At 62.8% G+C, this 15,829-nt stretch carries 16 protein-coding genes; 8 read left to right on the plus strand and 8 right to left on the minus strand.

What is annotated here, in order from left to right; translation table 11 throughout:
* From mobC to H2052_RS16505, 5 genes are all read left to right on the plus strand, one after another.
* On the plus strand, positions 1-434 hold a 434-nt coding region (mobC, locus tag H2052_RS16485; RefSeq protein ID WP_293784184.1), incomplete at its 5' end, for a plasmid mobilization relaxosome protein MobC.
* Positions 427-1,548, plus strand: coding sequence for a relaxase/mobilization nuclease domain-containing protein (locus H2052_RS16490; protein WP_013849903.1), 1,122 nt, complete (start codon positions 427-429; stop codon positions 1,546-1,548). The genes mobC and H2052_RS16490, both read left to right, overlap by 8 nt.
* A 167-nt stretch (positions 1,549-1,715) precedes the next feature.
* Positions 1,716-2,324 carry a DUF6088 family protein gene (locus H2052_RS16495; RefSeq protein ID WP_013849904.1) on the plus strand — a complete coding sequence of 203 codons (609 nt, stop codon included), beginning with the start codon at positions 1,716-1,718 and terminating at the stop codon, positions 2,322-2,324.
* On the plus strand, positions 2,317-3,366 hold the full coding sequence (locus tag H2052_RS16500; RefSeq protein WP_293784195.1) for a nucleotidyl transferase AbiEii/AbiGii toxin family protein: 1,050 nt from the start codon (positions 2,317-2,319) through the stop codon (positions 3,364-3,366). The genes H2052_RS16495 and H2052_RS16500 overlap by 8 nt, the downstream gene beginning before the upstream one ends.
* Before the next feature lie 264 nt (positions 3,367-3,630).
* Positions 3,631-3,834, plus strand: coding sequence for a hypothetical protein (locus H2052_RS16505; RefSeq protein WP_293784198.1), 204 nt, complete (start codon positions 3,631-3,633; stop codon positions 3,832-3,834).
* A 57-nt stretch (positions 3,835-3,891) separates the two neighbouring features.
* Here H2052_RS16505 and H2052_RS16510 read toward each other — a convergent pair whose 3' ends face one another.
* The gene (locus H2052_RS16510; RefSeq protein WP_293784201.1) at positions 3,892-4,518 is read right to left on the minus strand and encodes a hypothetical protein; all 627 of its coding nucleotides are present in this window, start codon (positions 4,516-4,518) and stop codon (positions 3,892-3,894) included.
* 157 nt (positions 4,519-4,675) lie between these two features.
* Between H2052_RS16510 and H2052_RS16515 the strand changes: the two genes are divergently transcribed.
* The 3 genes from H2052_RS16515 (at position 4,676) to H2052_RS16525 (ending at position 7,877) form a co-directional block, all read left to right on the plus strand.
* A complete protein-coding gene (locus H2052_RS16515) occupies positions 4,676-5,656 on the plus strand; it encodes a hypothetical protein (RefSeq protein ID WP_293784204.1) in 981 nt (326 codons plus the stop codon).
* A 64-nt stretch (positions 5,657-5,720) separates the two neighbouring features.
* Positions 5,721-6,560 carry a YozE family protein gene (locus H2052_RS16520; protein WP_293784207.1) on the plus strand — a complete coding sequence of 280 codons (840 nt, stop codon included), beginning with the start codon at positions 5,721-5,723 and terminating at the stop codon, positions 6,558-6,560.
* A gap of 132 nt (positions 6,561-6,692) precedes the next feature.
* Positions 6,693-7,877 (plus strand): HEPN-associated N-terminal domain-containing protein, encoded by a 1,185-nt coding sequence (locus H2052_RS16525; protein ID WP_293784210.1) that lies wholly within the window; start codon positions 6,693-6,695, stop codon positions 7,875-7,877.
* 37 nt (positions 7,878-7,914) lie between these two features.
* Here the strand turns inward: H2052_RS16525 and H2052_RS16530 are convergent, their stop codons facing one another.
* The 7 genes from H2052_RS16530 to H2052_RS16560 all read right to left on the minus strand — a co-directional run bounded on the left by H2052_RS16530 (position 7,915) and on the right by H2052_RS16560 (position 15,815).
* Positions 7,915-8,799 (minus strand): LPD7 domain-containing protein, encoded by an 885-nt coding sequence (locus tag H2052_RS16530; protein WP_293784215.1) that lies wholly within the window; start codon positions 8,797-8,799, stop codon positions 7,915-7,917.
* Positions 8,789-10,753, minus strand: coding sequence for a type IV secretory system conjugative DNA transfer family protein (locus tag H2052_RS16535; protein ID WP_293784218.1), 1,965 nt, complete (start codon positions 10,751-10,753; stop codon positions 8,789-8,791). The genes H2052_RS16530 and H2052_RS16535 overlap by 11 nt, the downstream gene beginning before the upstream one ends.
* Positions 10,737-11,741 carry a P-type DNA transfer ATPase VirB11 gene (gene virB11 / locus H2052_RS16540; RefSeq protein WP_293784221.1) on the minus strand — a complete coding sequence of 335 codons (1,005 nt, stop codon included), beginning with the start codon at positions 11,739-11,741 and terminating at the stop codon, positions 10,737-10,739. The genes H2052_RS16535 and virB11 overlap by 17 nt, the downstream gene beginning before the upstream one ends.
* Positions 11,742-11,744: 3 nt before the next feature.
* Positions 11,745-12,974 (minus strand): type IV secretion system protein VirB10, encoded by a 1,230-nt coding sequence (gene virB10 / locus H2052_RS16545; RefSeq protein WP_089220791.1) that lies wholly within the window; start codon positions 12,972-12,974, stop codon positions 11,745-11,747.
* A 3-nt stretch (positions 12,975-12,977) separates the two neighbouring features.
* Positions 12,978-13,835, minus strand: coding sequence for a P-type conjugative transfer protein VirB9 (virB9, locus tag H2052_RS16550; protein WP_293784230.1), 858 nt, complete (start codon positions 13,833-13,835; stop codon positions 12,978-12,980).
* A complete protein-coding gene (locus H2052_RS16555; RefSeq protein WP_293784233.1) occupies positions 13,832-14,530 on the minus strand; it encodes a VirB8/TrbF family protein in 699 nt (232 codons plus the stop codon). Before H2052_RS16555 ends, virB9 begins: the two co-directional genes overlap by 4 nt.
* A 340-nt stretch (positions 14,531-14,870) precedes the next feature.
* On the minus strand, positions 14,871-15,815 hold the full coding sequence (locus tag H2052_RS16560; protein ID WP_293784236.1) for a type IV secretion system protein: 945 nt from the start codon (positions 15,813-15,815) through the stop codon (positions 14,871-14,873).
* Between the last annotated feature and the right edge of the window lie 14 nt (positions 15,816-15,829).

Genomic DNA, 15,829 nt, shown 5'->3' on the forward strand with positions numbered 1-15,829 from the left:
GTGACGCCTTGGCCATGGAGGCGGGGGAGGGGCATCAGGCGCCGCGCGCCCGCCAGCGCGCAACCTGCCGGGTCGAGGTTCGGCTGATCCCGGAAGAGATCGCCGCGCTCGACCGCGCGGCGGATGTGCTGGGGATGAAGCGTACCGACTGGATCACCACGTTGCTGGCGCGGCGCTTGCGTGCAAACGCGCCCTTGCCGCGCGAGGAGCGGGCGGCCATCGCGCAGGCGTGGCGCGAGCTCAATCGGATCGGGATCAACCTCAACCAGGCGACCCGCGCGCTCAACGCCTCGGTGATGGTCGAATCCGGCCTCGACGTCGCGCGGGAAGCGGCCAGGGTCGCAAGCTTTAGGTCCGAGATCGTCGATGCGCTCGCCGGTCTCGGGGCCGCGCTCAAGGGCGATCTTCGCTACTGGGACACGGCCGATGCGTGAGGAGGAGGGGGTTCTCCCGCTTCCCAGCCTGATGGAGGCCTGGCGGCCGCCGGCAGGCGGCAAGCGGACCCTGCGCGGCGCTTATGTTCGGATCAAACCGGGCGGAAGCGGGGGCGGGGCCGCCCGGCCAATGTCGATGGACCAGGCCGAGGCGCGCGCCAAGCTCGAGCGGATCGTGCGCAAGGCGCCCGAGGTGATGGTGAAGGTCTCCGGCAAGCAATATGGCGCTCATCATGTCGCCGAGCATTTCGGCTATGTGGCGCGCCACGGGAAGCTCGCCGTCCGATCGAGCGAAGGCGAGATTATCACCGAGCCGGATCGGCTCAAGGCGATCGCTCAGGACTGGGCGATGCTCGACGAGGCCATGAACGAGCATGGCCGGGAGCGGCCGACGTCGATGTCGCTGGTGCTGTCGATGCCCGGGGGATCGACCGACGCCGAGACGCTTCATGATGCGGCGCAGGCATTCGCGCGAATCCTGTTCGAGGGGAACCATGCCTATATGCTGGCGCTCCATACCGACACCGATCATCCCCACGTCCATCTGACGGTGGCGACCGAAGGGGCGGACGGAACCCGCTTCAATCCGCGCAAGGCGGATCTCCATCATATGCGTGAGACCTTTGCGCATGAGCTGCGCGCGCGCGGTGTCGCGGCGGAAGCGACACCCCGGCGTGCGCGCGGTCATGTCCAGAAGCGGGTCCGTTCGTCCGCGCTCCATCTCGATGCCCGGCTTGGAGCCGAGGGACGGCGGCTCAATCTCGCGCAGCTCAACGAACTGCGCGCGCAAAGCTTCGTGCGCGGGGCCGACCAGGAGCGCCGGGCAGAAGATGTCATGGCGCTGGCTCGCCAGAAGCAGATCCGCGGTGCCTATGCCGAGGCCGCGGTCGCGCTCGCCGGCACCGGAAAAGCGGAAGATCGTGCCTTGGGGCAAGAAATCGCCGGCTTTCTGGCGGCGATGCCGCCAGCGGTGTCGCGGCGGCTCGCGCGCGCACGGGAGATACTGCAATCCGAACGGCCGCCGCAGGAGCGCCGAAACGAGCCGGAGGGCGTTTCGCCGCCCACAGGCTCCGAGGAGGGGCGGCCGCCGCCTCACCGGGATCGGGAACGATGATGGCCGGCGCTGCCGGCCGGCTTGCCGGACCTTGCCTGTGCGGCCTGGGCATCCTATCTGGATGCGATGTCAAAATATCTCGCAAAATAGCTGATTTAGGCGCTGATACGCGCTCCTATCTTGTTAGAAAAAATCATGCTATTATCTAACAGATAGGAGCACAGCCAATGTCTGCGGTAGCCGATCGGATCATGAAGCGCGTGCGCGGCAAGGGCCGCGGCTGGGTATTCACGCCCAAGAGCTTCGTCGACTTCGGGACGCGTGGGTCGGTCGACATGGCGCTGTCGCGCCTCGCGACCGCCGGCGACATCCGGCGCATCGGCCGGGGTCTTTATGACTATCCGCGCCAGCATGACAAGCTCGGTGCGCTCAGTCCCGATCCCACCAATGTCGCCAAGGCCCTCTCGACGCAAAGTGGGGACAAGCTCGCACCGTCGGGCGCGGCGGCGGCGAACAGGCTCGGGCTATCGACCCAGGTTCCCGCCCGGGCCAGCTATGCCACGACCGGGCGGACCCGGGTCAGGCAAGCGGGCGGGCGCAGCCTGACGCTCAAGCACAGCCGCGCACCGGTGCTCGACAATGCGCCTGACTCGGTCAACGCGGTTCTGCAGGCGCTCGCGCATCTGGGGAAGGACAATATCGATAGCGACAAGATCCGGCACTTCGCCGCCCGCCTCGATGATCGCGACATGCGGATGCTCGCCCAGGCCCGGGCCGAGATGCCCGGATGGATGGGCGACGTCGTCCTAAAGATCGGCGCCGCCCGCAATGGATGAGTTCGCACGCAGACCGGCCGTGGATCGGCGCGCCTATATCGATGAAGCGGCGGCGCGGCGGGATCTGACGCCGATCATCATCGAGAAGGATTTCTGGGTCTGCTGGACGCTACGCCGCCTCGTCATGTGTCCCGACCTCGCCGGTCACATGACCTTCAAGGGTGGGACCTCGCTGTCGAAAGCCTATGGGATCATCGCGCGCTTCTCCGAAGATATCGACCTCACCATCAGCCGCGCGGCGCCGCTGCTCAGCGAAGTCGCCTCGCCGATGGACAGCGACATTACCGGCAAGGAGCGCGAGCGCCGGACCAAGGCGCTCAAGGCGGCGGCACAGGCTTATGTCGCCACGGTCGCCATGCCGATCCTGGCGCGCGAAATCGAAGTCGCTCTCGGCACGGCCGAGGGCTGGAGCCTGGCGCTCGATCCCGACGACAAGGACCAGCAGACGCTGCTCTTCGTCTATCCGCGCACCTCGGGTTACGGGCTCGCCTATGGCGAGAATTACGGCGGCGCGGATGAAAGCGGTTACATCAAGCCGCGCATCAAGCTGGAATTTGGCGCCCGCGGCGACACGGAACCGTTCGCGCTTCGACCGATCTTGCCCTATCTGGCCGAAGACTTTCCCGAGGAACTGCCGGATCCGGTGACCGCAGTGCCGACGCTGGCCGTTGCGCGGACCTTCTGGGAAAAGGTCACGATCCTTCATGCGATCCATCATAACGGCAAGCTGCGCGAGGGCATGTCGCGCCATTATTATGACGTGCTGATGCTCGACCAGGGGGGCATCACGAACGAGGCGATGGGGCGGATCGATCTGCTCGAGCAGGTCGTGCACAACAAGAGCCTGATGTTCGCGGACAGGTCGGCCTCCTATGACACCGCCGTGGTTGGAACGCTGCGCCTGTCGCCCGATGGCGCGACTTGGGAGAAGCTTGAGCGGGACTATGGCGCGATGTCGGAGATGTTCATGGCCGCGCCGCCGAAATTCCAAGTGTTGATGAAAGGTCTGGCGGCGATCGAGGCGACGATCAACGGACGTTGATGTCGGAGACCGCGAATGAGCAAGTAAACTAAGTATTTGAAATAAAACGACAAAAGACTGATAATAATGATTATGTTAAATCAGGGCCGGCATCCCACAAGCGAGTGGCAGCTCACGCACAGAAGTCTGGCGTCATAAAGCCGAAGGCGCTCCGAAAAGCTGCTCGGGCTGCCGAAAGCCGACAGGTTGGCAACCAGCTGGGTTTCGTGCCTGCACAAAGATGGGCTAAATGCGAGACCAATGGAATCGAGCGAGGGAACTTGCATGATCACCGCCAAGCACATCCCTTGGGAGCCGATCGGCACTTTGCCGGAAGACCGGAAAGACGGCCGTCGCTTGCTGCTCTGGGAGGTTGACCTCCCTGTGATCGGGCGATGGGATAGCGACCGTGAGGGCTGGGAAAATCCCGAAAGCATGCATATCCTGGAAGAAGTCACCTTTTGGGCCGACATCACCCCACCCGTGTGAGAGAATGTCGTTCACCGGTCGCCATCCGCCCCGAACTCTCCCGGCATGACGGTTCGCTCAATATGGCGGATCGGTAGCGGCCAGCGGCTGCGGGTCGGCGAGACCCCAGAACCGGGTCGTCGCACGGATATAGCGCACGAGGTCAGCCTTCCGAAGGCGAAGATGCTCGCTCGCAACGGGCGTGCCCGGCAGGAGGTCGAGATAATCCGGGGCCGCATCATTCCACAGCTCGGGCGCCAGTGCGCGCAGCCTGTCACAGGATGGACCCTCGCCGTGGCGCACGACATTGGCGACGACGAACATCTGAGTCAGGTCCTCGCCCAGCCGGTCGACAGACAGGTCGATTCCGGCCTCTCTCGCGCACCCGGCCAACAGCGCTTCGAAACCACGAAGTCGGCTCATATCGGTCAAGCCCAAGTCGTGGATCGCGCGCGCCCAGATGCTCAACTGTCGCTCGAAGACGCCAGCCAAGGTCAGCGTGAACGCCTTTGCGGCTTCGTTGCCAGTATAGTTGTCGACCTGAGCCGCGGCGCGGTCGAGGAACTGATCAAGGGTCGCGGCTACCCCGGTCTCTAGCGTGGCATGGCGCGGTAGGCTGTCCAGCACAGGGAGGATGACCCGCTCGAACAGCCGCCCGAGATTGGCTTGAAAGACACGCGGCAGCGCATCCCTGGTCGAACTCATGAAGAAAATCCTTCACCGATCGTACGTTCGTGTCGAGCAAAGGTGAATGAATATCACCGGCTTGCAAATCGCCATCGCCTCGCTGACACCGGGAGAGCCGGCATGGCAAGGATAGGCCTTGGCATCGGCAGGGAGCCGCGGCTGACGCAAGCGCCGAATGACCGATACGCCACCAGATATCGAACGCCTGATACAGGATGTGCTTGCCGATCTCGGCTTCGATGCTGAGGCTGGGGAAGTTGCCCGGCGCGTACGCAGACTCAATCATGGGCTCCCTGCCGAGGATGAATTCGCTGTCATATGCGCCTGGCTTGGGCGCACGCGGCTACTTCACAAGCTTGACCAGCACCAGACACCGGCTCGGTCCAAGTCCGAATTTCAGGTGCCCGATATCCTGGCGATGTTCGACGCCGGCGGCCCTTTCCTGATCGAAGTAAAGGTTTGCAACGATAGGACTCTCTCCTTCAAGGCGGACTATCATGCGCGCCTCACGCGCTATGCGGACCAGATGGGCCTGCCTCTGCTTGTCGCATGGAAGCACTATTCCCTGTGGACCTTGGTGGACATTCGCCACCTTGCGCTCGCCCGCAAGAACTTCAACATCAGCCATGGCGAGGCAATGCGGCAGAATCTGCTCGGCATCCTCGCTGGCGACGTCGCATTCAAGCTGGCGGAGGGATCGGGCCTCCACCTTGACATCGCCAAGGAGCAATTGGTCGAGACTCGCCCCACCGAAAATGGCTTTGAGGAAACGTGGCAGATGCGCGTTACCGGTGTGCATTTCACGATCGGGGGCGGCGCGGTTCGAAACGACCTACATCCGGAAACCACCCAGCTCTTCGCGACATGGGATCTTCAGTCCTCGGAAGAGCATTCGCCTACCCATATCCGTCAGAGTTTTACGGTAGGAGCCGAAGGCATCGAATTCGCGCACCGCGCCCTCGTCGGTCTGCTGGCGTGGGAGAAGCGCGTGGACGAGCCCACCAACTGGCGGACCCTGCTTCGAGCGCCAGAGATTACCCGCAGCATCGCGCATTTCGGCGCGGCGCTCGAACGGGGGCTGGCCGAGGGCGTGGTTCACCATATCCTTCACCAGCGCCCCGTCACGGCCCCGGACTTCATCACAGAAGAAAACTAAGTTTTCATCGATCCGTTGATAACATAACTTAGTTGATATACATCGACATTGAAGGAGAGTGCCGATGGCCATGACCGGAGACGAACTCAGGGCGATGCGTGTCCGCAAACGGTGGACGCAATCGCAGCTTGCCACGCATCTGAAGGTCACGCCGCAATATGTCGGCATGATGGAACGTGGGGAAAAGGACATTCAATCCCACATTGAGGATGCTGCCCGTAGTGCCCTGGGCGATCCCGATCATCCGAATCTCTATGTCCCCGATGGTGCGCTCTATCGGGAAGCACAGCAGGCCGTCCTCGCCGCGTTGCGCCAGCACCCCGATCTGAGCTTGAATGGCTTTCGGTATAACGGCTTCGACAAAGATCCGTTCGAAGGCGCAAAATCCGAGCATGACAGCCGGGCTCGCCTCTTTTCGGATGACAGTCTTGCGCAGATCGCGACGGCCATCCGGTGGATCGATAGCGTCAAGAAGATCAAGACCTACAAATGCGGTTCCTATGGCGCGAAGCACCGGGCCGAACGCTGGGGCAAGGAAAACGGCCTTGCCTCCTATATCGCTAACGGCGCGCTGATCGTCGCGGCCGTTCATCGCAAGGTCGGCCTTCGTCGGGAGCAGAACAATCCGAACGCCGAGTTGGCCCTGGACCCCGACCCGATGCCGGAACCGAAGTCCGGCACCTTCGCGCACTGGCTGCACACGCAGACCAAGCGGAATGACCCAATCGGCGATCTCGCGCGCGATGCAGCGCAGGACCGCACCTTCCCAGTGGATACCAGCAGTGGGCCGAAGCTGCGGTCCTATATGCGTTCATGCCGTGCGTGCGACGAGGCGATCGAAGCGCTTGAAGAGGCGCTGTCGGAATGGCGGGCTGCGAAGAAGCAGCGCGTCAATCGATCCTGATCCGGTTTTTGGCGGAGCGGTTCGCCGTGTCCCGACATCGACATGTGGGCCGAGCCGGATTGTGCGAGGTGGATCTTGATGACTTTGGCTCCGCCTGCCTTTACCTCCCACGTCGAAGGAGCAAATGATCTGATGGGCATCGTGAAGGCATATATGATGGAGATGGAGGAGCGCGGTTACGGCGAATCCGACGATCACATCTGCCCGGATTGCGTTTCAGATGAATTCCTCGCCGAATGGATCGCAGGGAATGCCGAGAGTGAGACCTGCAGCTTCTGTGACGCCGCATCTGAGCAGCCGATCGCCGCGCCCTTCGAGACATTCACCGGGATCGTCCTCGGCGGCCTAGGGTTCGACTGGAACGAACCCACCAACGAAGGAATCATGTATATTTCTCGTGAAGGGGGATGGCAGGCTCCGCTCTCCACGACCTCCGACGTCCTTTACGATGCCAGCTTCTCCGAAAACGATGACGTGCTTGCGGCGCTCGATTACATGATCCAATGCGAGGCCTGGGTCGAACGGGAGTTCTATCGCGGAACCGACAGCCAGCGTCTGACCTGGGCGTGGGACAGCTTCAAGGCGTTCACGAAGAACCACACGCGCTACTTCTTCCTACAGACCAATCATGAGGGCTATGACGAGCTGACGCCGGGAGAGGTACTTGGTTCGGTTTCGGACATGATCCGCTCGAAACTCGCCGATGAAGGCCTGATAAAGACGATCGGTGCCGATACCGACTTGGTTCGCATCCGCGTCGATGATCAACCACAGATCACGGGGACGGCGATCGGTACGCCCAAGCCGGAGCATGCCCGGCAGTCGAACCGCATGAGCCCCGCTGGCATTCCGATGTTCTACGGCGCCTTCGACGCTGCAACGGCACATGCAGAGACCTTTGATCCGGACGTGCATGCCGGCAAGGTTTTGTCAGTCGGCACTTTCCGGCCGGTGCGCGACCTGACTGTGCTGGACCTCGCCGAGCTTCCGTCCATACCGAGCGTATTCGACATGGCGCGACAGGAAATGATCCACTCGTTGCGGTTTCTTCACGCATTTGCCGCCGACATTTCGCAGCCGATCGCGCGCGACGGCCGGGAGCATATCGAATATGTCCCGACCCAGATCGTTACCGAATATTTTCGACGGGTTTTCCAGCTCCGCGATGGCCAAATGCTGGACGGCATCATCTACCGCAGCGCGAAGAATGCCGGTACCAAAGCGTTCGTGCTATTCTGTGAGAACGGACAATGCATTGACGCGAACGTTGACGCCGAGGACGCGCTTCTTCGTCTGATCGCCGTCGCGCATCAGTAGCGCCGTCGGTAAAGGAATTGAACGATGGGACGTGGCGCTATCGGCCGCGAGATCGCTGGATAGACGGATGAATTCTTGAGGGCTCCTGTCGGATGGATGCAACTTCGACCGGCTTTCGCTCGCGCGTTTCCCTGACCATGGCAGGGCGAATTTGATCACCTCGGTCGACGTGGTTTTGCAGTTTCGTGGTCGCGACCTTCATAACACGCGAGATCGCTTCGGGATTGTCGAACAATGCGGTTCGCACCACTGCCTCGATCACTCGCAACTGACTTTGCGCGGCTCGCTCGTTTCTGTCCCCGGACGCCGCGGCTCGGGATCGAGCCGAGCGCTCGTGAGTCTGTGACTGATCTCGGCCGGCCTCCCGGCTGAATGACGGAACGGCAGCCGGCGCGATGCTGTTGCGGCTCTTGTCTCGCTGTAGCCGATCCAATTCTTGTAGGTCGCGTTCGTTCGGCCGATATCCTCGTACTTCCAATCCTTGGCGACTGGCCTCGAGCCATGCTGCCCGGCGGAAGGCTTCGCTGCCAGTAAGATGAACATTCGACCACCCGCGATGCCGGGCGATGGCGACGAGATCACGCACGACCTCCTCACTCTCGCTCGAGGTGACAAGACGCCGTCCTTGGTCCCGAAATGCAGGCTCCTTCGCCCGGGCCGTCGTGAAGTAGGCCGGTTCGCCCGACCATTTGCCGGTCGACGAAAAGTAGCGCTTTTGCAGGGGCTCCGGTATGTCGCCGGCAGAAATTGATCGGGGCAGAACCCCCGCCCCCTCCTTGCCTTTGTTAGAGGTGCCGGGCTTCTTGGGAATGTCGTCACGCGTGTCTTTCCCAGAACGCGGTACGGACTGACCTTCACCAATCGAAATGGCATTGGCGCGCTTCCTGGCGCCCCGCGAATTCTCGGACTTCTCAGCGGACATGGGCTGTCCTTTCCTGGATAATAGATGTGGATGGCTGCCCGACCGGTGGCAAAAGTGCCCGCTCGACCATCGCCGACACGAAGGCGATCGCGGCGGCCTCGTCGCCCGGGGGCGGTAGTTCGGCCAGGTCGCCCAGAACCAGCATGTCATTCGTGATCTCGGCCGCACCTGCCAGCTCGGCGTCGGTCATTTCCCGCATCACAATTTCCTCCTGTATGGTCCCGCCCGAGCTTGTCGCCGGTTGCTGTGGGGCGCCGCTCAGACCGGGTGTACCAGCGCCCTGCCGCGCTGAAGCCGGCGTAGGTGGGGAAAGCATTGCCGCGATTGGACGGGCGGACGGCACAGGCGGAGCAACCACCCGTCGCGTGAAGCGTGGCATCCGGTAATAGGCGATCTTGCGCCCTCGAATTGGGGGGATGCCGGCGCGAAGGAGCAGGAGCTCGTTCTTCGGCAGCTGCATGAGCTCTTGCGGCAGCAGGAGCGCGCGGCGCTGATCAGATTCCGAGATGCTCCGGTTCGCCAGTAGCCCGTGGATGGTACGGCTGCGGGATTTCACGTTCATCGTGAAAAAGCCGAGCCGTTCGGAAAGTTCGTTCGCGACCTTCAGCTCCTTAGGCGTGAAGACAACCTCGAGGCCGCAATTGGCGATGATCTCGTCGGTGACATCGGGACCGTAGATTGCGCGAAGCTGGGATCGGCTCTGAATGACCGGAACCAGGCGCAGGCCATAGCCGGCGACGTAGGAGAAGCCGCTCGCAATCACCGAGGCTTTGCCGAGCCTGGCGAACTCGTCGAGCAGGACCAGGACCGGGACATTGCTAGCGCCCTCAGGAAGGTCGCGGGTGTTGAGATCCACGAGTTGCTGCAGGAACAGACTGTAGATCGGCGCGATGCGGTCGATATTGTCGGGCGACACGCCAAGGTAAATCGACATGCGCCGACGCCGCACCTCGCGCAGGTCGAAGTCGCTCTCCGAGGTGGCGGTATCCACCATGGGGTTGAGCCAGAGATTGAGCCGTGCGGTGATGGTCTGCTTGATCCCGGAAAAGGTGTTGTCCGAGGCCGAGGTGAAATCCTGGATCGCGGACACGCAGGCTTGGCTGAGGCGCTGGCCCACCCTGCGGGCTTCCTGAAGCGCTGCGGGAAGGTCGCTCTTGGGATCGCCAGTCGTGAGGCGGCGGTATATCTCGCCGATGGTGAAGGGCAGGCCCGGGTTGGATGCGACCAGGGCGCCGACGCCGACAAAGGCCGCTCGCGCAGCCTCCGCCCAGAACGGATCGGATCGCTCCGGCGCGGGGAAAAGCATGCCCGCGATCTTCTGCAGCTCGTTGACGACCTCGATGTCATCAGTCCGCCTGATGTGCGCCAAGGGGTTGTACCGCGCCGTCCGCCCCTCCGCATCGAGCGGATCGAACAGGTGCACGGCCTGGCCGGCACGCGCACGATACCCCGCGCTTGCGCCCCAGTTCTCCCGTTTCACGTCGAGCACGACCACCGAATCTGGCCAGGTCAGCAGATTGGGAATGACGACGCCGACGCCCTTCCCCGCGCGTGTGGGCGCCTCGAGCAGAACATGTTCGCTCCCGCCGAATATCAGAAAACGTCCAGCCTTGCGGCCGACAACGATGCCGGCAGCCGCGCGAAGGCCCTCCCGCCGGATCTCGCCTTCGCGCGCAAACCGGGCGGTGCCGTGCAATGCCGGCCCGCGGCGTAGGATCGCGATGGCCAGAAGTCCCACCACGATACCGCCTGCGAGAACCCCGCGCTTCAGCCACTCGATAAGCAGCGGGTCCGCCCGATAATACCACAACCACGCGGGCAAGGCCGTGATGTCGGTGTTGGGGCCGATCTGGCCCATCCCAAAGAGGGCAACCAGCATGGCGATCGCGCAGCACGATATGGTGCCACCGGCAACGGCCAGGCCGATGATCCAGAAGTTACGCTGCACCGGCATCGCCCACCTTCGGGTGGAAATAGACCTCTTCGACCTCGAAGCGGCCGCCATGGCGCCGGGTCTGGACGACCACATCGATGAGCATGCGCAAAAGTCCGCGGATATCATCGCGCGCGAGATCTCGGCCGCCCTCGGATTCCTTGACCAGTAGCGTCAGCTGCTCGAAGGCGCCCGCGGCAGAGCCGGCATGGACGGTGGTGATCGAACCAGGGTGTCCCGAGTTGACGTTCCGCAAATAGAAGAAGGCGGTGCCGTCGCGCAGCTCCTGCAGCAGGATGCGATCCGGGCGCATGCGCAGCGCGCTTTCGAGCAGCTGCTTGGGACCGACCTTTGCAAGGCCCTGCCCTTCGCTCGAATAGACCAGGTGAACGACATTGCGATGGGGCACGATGAGTTCGCGCGTGTCCTCGATCGTAAGCAATCGCTCGTCGGGCGGGATGAGCTGGATGAGCGCTTTCGCCAAGGTCGTCTTGCCGGACCCGGTTGCACCGCTGACCAGGATATTCTTACGCGCGGCGACCGCGATCTTGAAGAAGGCCGGCCAGTCCCCCGCGTCGCGAAGCGCCACCAACGCAGTGTCGGTTTCGGTAAGGCCCCGGGCGCTCGCGCGCGTCGTGTCAAAGAGGCCAGCGCGTGCGAGCTGGTCGATCGGCAGGGTTACGGTCGAGGGCTTGCGTATCGTAAAGGACGGGCAGCCGCTCGGCGTCACCGACGGGATCACGATCTGGCAGCGCTCGCCGCCTGGAAGGACGGTCGAACAGATCGGCGTCTGCCCATCGATGTCCTGGTGCGTGAAGCTTGCCGCGGCGACGGCGAGCGTTCCAAGCCACTCGCTGTCCAGTTCAGGCAACTCATGCCATCGCCACCCCTGCCGGTCCTCGATCCCCGCCTCGCCCGGGCGGTTGATGACGAGCTCGGTTACATCATCCGGCTCCAGCAACGGAAGAAGCGGTTCGAGATAATGGCGGAGGACGGCGGTATCGCGCATGGTTTACCGCCGCAGCTCCAGATTGTAGACATCGGCGAAGTTGAAGTCCTTGGCGACGAAGATACCGACCTCCTCGCCCTGGTTCTTTTTCAGCACCGGCCGGATGTTGATGTTGTTCTGGAGCGCGATCGCGGCCCCTTCGCTCGGCGCACGCGTGACATTGTTGAAATTGCCGTTGCCGCTCGATGCGGCCTGCCCGGCAATATAGGCGGCGTCATCGACGAGCGAGAGCAGGAGCGCGCCGCCGAACCGTGCCCAGAAGAAGCTGTCGACCGCCCCAGCGAGCCCGGCGCGCCCAAGGGCATCGGAACCAGGCGAGGCAAGGTCGATGCGGACGCCTTGCGGCGTCACCGCCCGCGTCCAAAGCACAAAGAGGCGGTTCTGCCCTTGTTGGATCCCCCCGCGATATTCGCCGAGCACGCGCGTACCCTTTTCCATCAGCACGACCCGGCCATTCTCGGAGTAGACATCGCGGGGGATCAGGCAGGATGTATATCCAGGCTGCGCGGAGTTGATGGCCGTCTGAAGGACGCAAGGGATCAATGTGCCCGCGGTGATCAGGAAGTTCCGATTGGGGAGCATCGAGGCTCGCGCTTCGCCGATCGCCGAACTCTGCCGCAGCACGTCCAGCGCGTTGGGCGCCCCGCCCTCGGCACTCGCTGGAATTCCTGAAATCTCGGCCGGTTGCGCGCCCGAGGGAACTCCCGCTGGGTCCTGAGAGGGCCTGCCGCCGAGATTGCGCCCGCCATAGGCGATGAGTGTAGACCGTCGCGCCTGGTCAGCGAGGTTGGGCCGGGCCGCCGCCCCTCCTGTCGGTCCCGGCGCGGCTCCCGCCTGCATGGCAGGGACGATCTGACCGTCGGGGCCAGGAACGGCCGTTTGAGGATTGAGAACCGGCGCGTTGGGATCGCTTCCGCCGACGCCCAACGGTCGAGGCTGCGGCGCAACGGCTGCGTAATCGACGGTTTCCCGCGCGACGATATCGCGCCGTTCACGGGCCGCCCCGCCCGGGGCCGTGAGATCACGATTGGAGGCCTGCTGGCTTGTCCCGGAATTCACCCACAAGATGCCGAGCACCATTGCGGTGCCGGCAAAAATCAGAGCCGTATTGCGCTTGGCAGGCGTCATTCCGCCGATCGGCTCGATACCGCGCTCGTGCAGAATCTCGTCCCTTTCCGGTGTGACATCGGCGCCGGGCAGAGGGCGCGAAACAGGGGATGGATCTTCGGCCATGGCTCATTCCTGCGGATGTGTGATGGTGCGCTCGACATGGGGCGAGCCGGTGTTCGTCCCATGGTCGGCCCCATAAGGCTCCGGTGCCTGATTATAGATGCACAGCACCTCCCCGCCTCGCCGAAGGCGCAATTGACGCGCCACTAGATGGACGACGACGAATTCGTCGCGGACGTCGAAGGGGACCAGCGTTTCCGACCCGTCGGGTCGCACCAGATATATAGCTGGCACTTCGCGGTTCGCCGGGAAACGCAGGACCGTGAACTGCCCGTTGTCGGAGACTTCCGACGGCTGGAGCTCGCTGGCGCCCTGAACCTTGTAGTTCATGTTGCGAGGCCCCTCGATGACCCCATGATCGAGAGCGCCGCGAACGGCCCGGGCCTCCAGGGTAGCCGCCTGCATGGCCATCTGCGCGGCCCTGAGACGCTCCGCGCGTGCGGCGTCATCCTTGGGGTATCGGAACCGGACCTGAAAATAGGCTTGCCCGTTGCGGCCCGTGATGGGCCCGCTCCGGGCGGTCAGCTCAAATGCATAGCTGCGCAGTTCGCCGCCTCGCGACGTGGTGACTATGAGATTGGTCGGTCCGGCCCGCTCGCGGGGTTTGAGGAAGAGGATATGGCCGGCAACGGCCACCTCCCATGAGACCGTATCGCCGAGCGCGACATGCTGGATCGTCTCATCGTCGCTCAAGACAATTTGTGTTGCCGTCCGGAAGGTGCCGACAATCCGATAGACCTGGGTCTCCTCATATTCGACGAACTTGACCCGCGGGTCTGATGCAGCACCTCGCGGAACCTCGACCGCGCGCGCCGCCGCTACGGGTACGAGCGCGCAAATGATGACGGCAGAGAGCGCCTTCACCGGATCACCTCCGGATCGGCACGGTAGTTCTCGACCTGGAATCCCAGCGGGTTCCGGTAGCGATCGCCCTCCGCCATGGGCGCGTTGGCGTAGGCGAATGTGATCGTGGCGATCCAATCGGTGTTCTGCGTGTCGGTCTCGGTCAGGACTGTCCGGGTGAAGCGGACGTTGGCGACCCGATCGTTGATGAAGGCAATGTTGCGAACGCGCGCTTGCACGACCGCATTCTTGCCCCAGACATTTTGGGGACTTGCACCATTGTTGCTGCTGTAAAAGCGCGCCCAGCGCTGCTGCTCGGTCGGTTGCGAGAGGATAGTCACAAACCGAAAGTTTTCCTCGGCCGCTGCCGGAATCCAGCTTTCGCGGGTTCTTACATACTGAGCGAGGAAATATTTCGTGACCGCCTCATCATAGCGCATCGGCCGCTGGGTGAGCGCGGTCTGGACATCCACCGCGCCGGTGGTCTGATTGACGCGAATAACATAGGGCACGACGGTCTTCAGGGGCGTCAATGCGGCAACCGCAAAGATCGATGCCGCAGCCAAGAGTGAGGCGATGGCTGCGATGCTCCAGGCGATACGGGTCGAGCGCAGGGCGGTCCGGATCCTGTCCTGATCCCAGCTTCGTGCGTCCCGGAAATAGCGTTGCAGCCCCGATGCCGGCACGGCTTCTGATCGATCATCAGCAGCTCGCATAGTGCGGCTCCCTTGGTGCGACCGAGACCTTGTCTCCCGAGGTTGATGGCGATGGCACTGCGGGCGGCGGGGGCGGATCGCCGTCTCGTGGACGGGACAAAGGTGGTATGGGCGGCGCGGCTCTCGGCGCCGTGGTGGCAGGCACCGGCGAGCCGGGCAGGACGCTTCCGTAGATGTTTACATCGCGCAGGTGACGCCCATTGCACACCGCCAGCTTCTTGGGTCCGGAAGCACAGCCGACGACACCCAGCACAGCCAGACAACCACCTGCGCAAGCTAGACCGTAGCGGAGGCTCGAGGTGGAAATTCGCGGAAAAAGGAAAGTCATGATGATGCCTCGCTACGCCGCTTCGATGCTACCGCCGCGACGAGCGGCGCGCTCCAAATTGCGGCTGTTGCGCATGACGCGACGCTGTCGGAAGGGAGATGCCATCGTGCCCCATGCCGTTCCGGCGAAGGCACCCACGCCTGCAGCGGCTCCCCCGGCTATTCCCGTTGCGATGGCGGGAGCCTGGAAGAAGAAGATCGTGCCCAAGAATATGTACGCAGCAAACAGGACGGCACCGAAGGCTGTATCCACGACGCCCTCAGATGCTGCCGTTGCAGCTGCTCCCAGGTCAGTGATTAGGGTCGTGATGGCTATGATTACGGCGAGGAGGACGATGTAATTGAATACTTGGCCAAGCCAGCCGTGAAAAAAACGCCTCGTGGGCTCGAAGAGGGCTAGGGCAATGAAGATGGGACCAAGCGCGATAATGATCGCCAGCGCGACCTTGGCAAAGATCGTTATAGCGAACCCCACCGCTGCCGACAGCCCAGCCAATGCCTTGAGCCCCAGACTCAGCGCATAGAGGACCAATTTATACGGGTTGATATCGCTGTACGTTGCGGCTTCAGTCTCTATGCGGGCAATAATAACATCGCTTTGCGCATAGTAGTCATCGAAAGCCTCCCCAACTGTATCGATCGTCTTACCAGCGAGAGCTTGGGAGATCGCATCGGGCATTCCGTGAAAGAGCGGCGTCGTAATCCAGTCGGAATAGGCGACGGTCGTTGCAGCAATGTACAGCAGGCAGAGCTTCACCATTCGATAGAAGAGTTCACCCCAAGGTTCGCTGATGATGCCCCGCATCACCATATAACCGAACAGGGCAATATAGATAACTAGCCCCACCGCAAGCGGGCCACGGACGACCTCCACGACGTTCTGAAGACGCTCGTTGAGGAAAAGATCGAGCTTCCCATCGACGTTCGTATAGAGTGAATTGAACATGTCCGTGGCCATGTAAGGCTCCAAGG

Origin of the sequence: Sphingosinicella sp., from assembly GCF_013911755.1 — a bacterium.
Classification (GTDB): Bacteria; Pseudomonadota; Alphaproteobacteria; order Sphingomonadales; family Sphingomonadaceae; genus Sphingosinicella.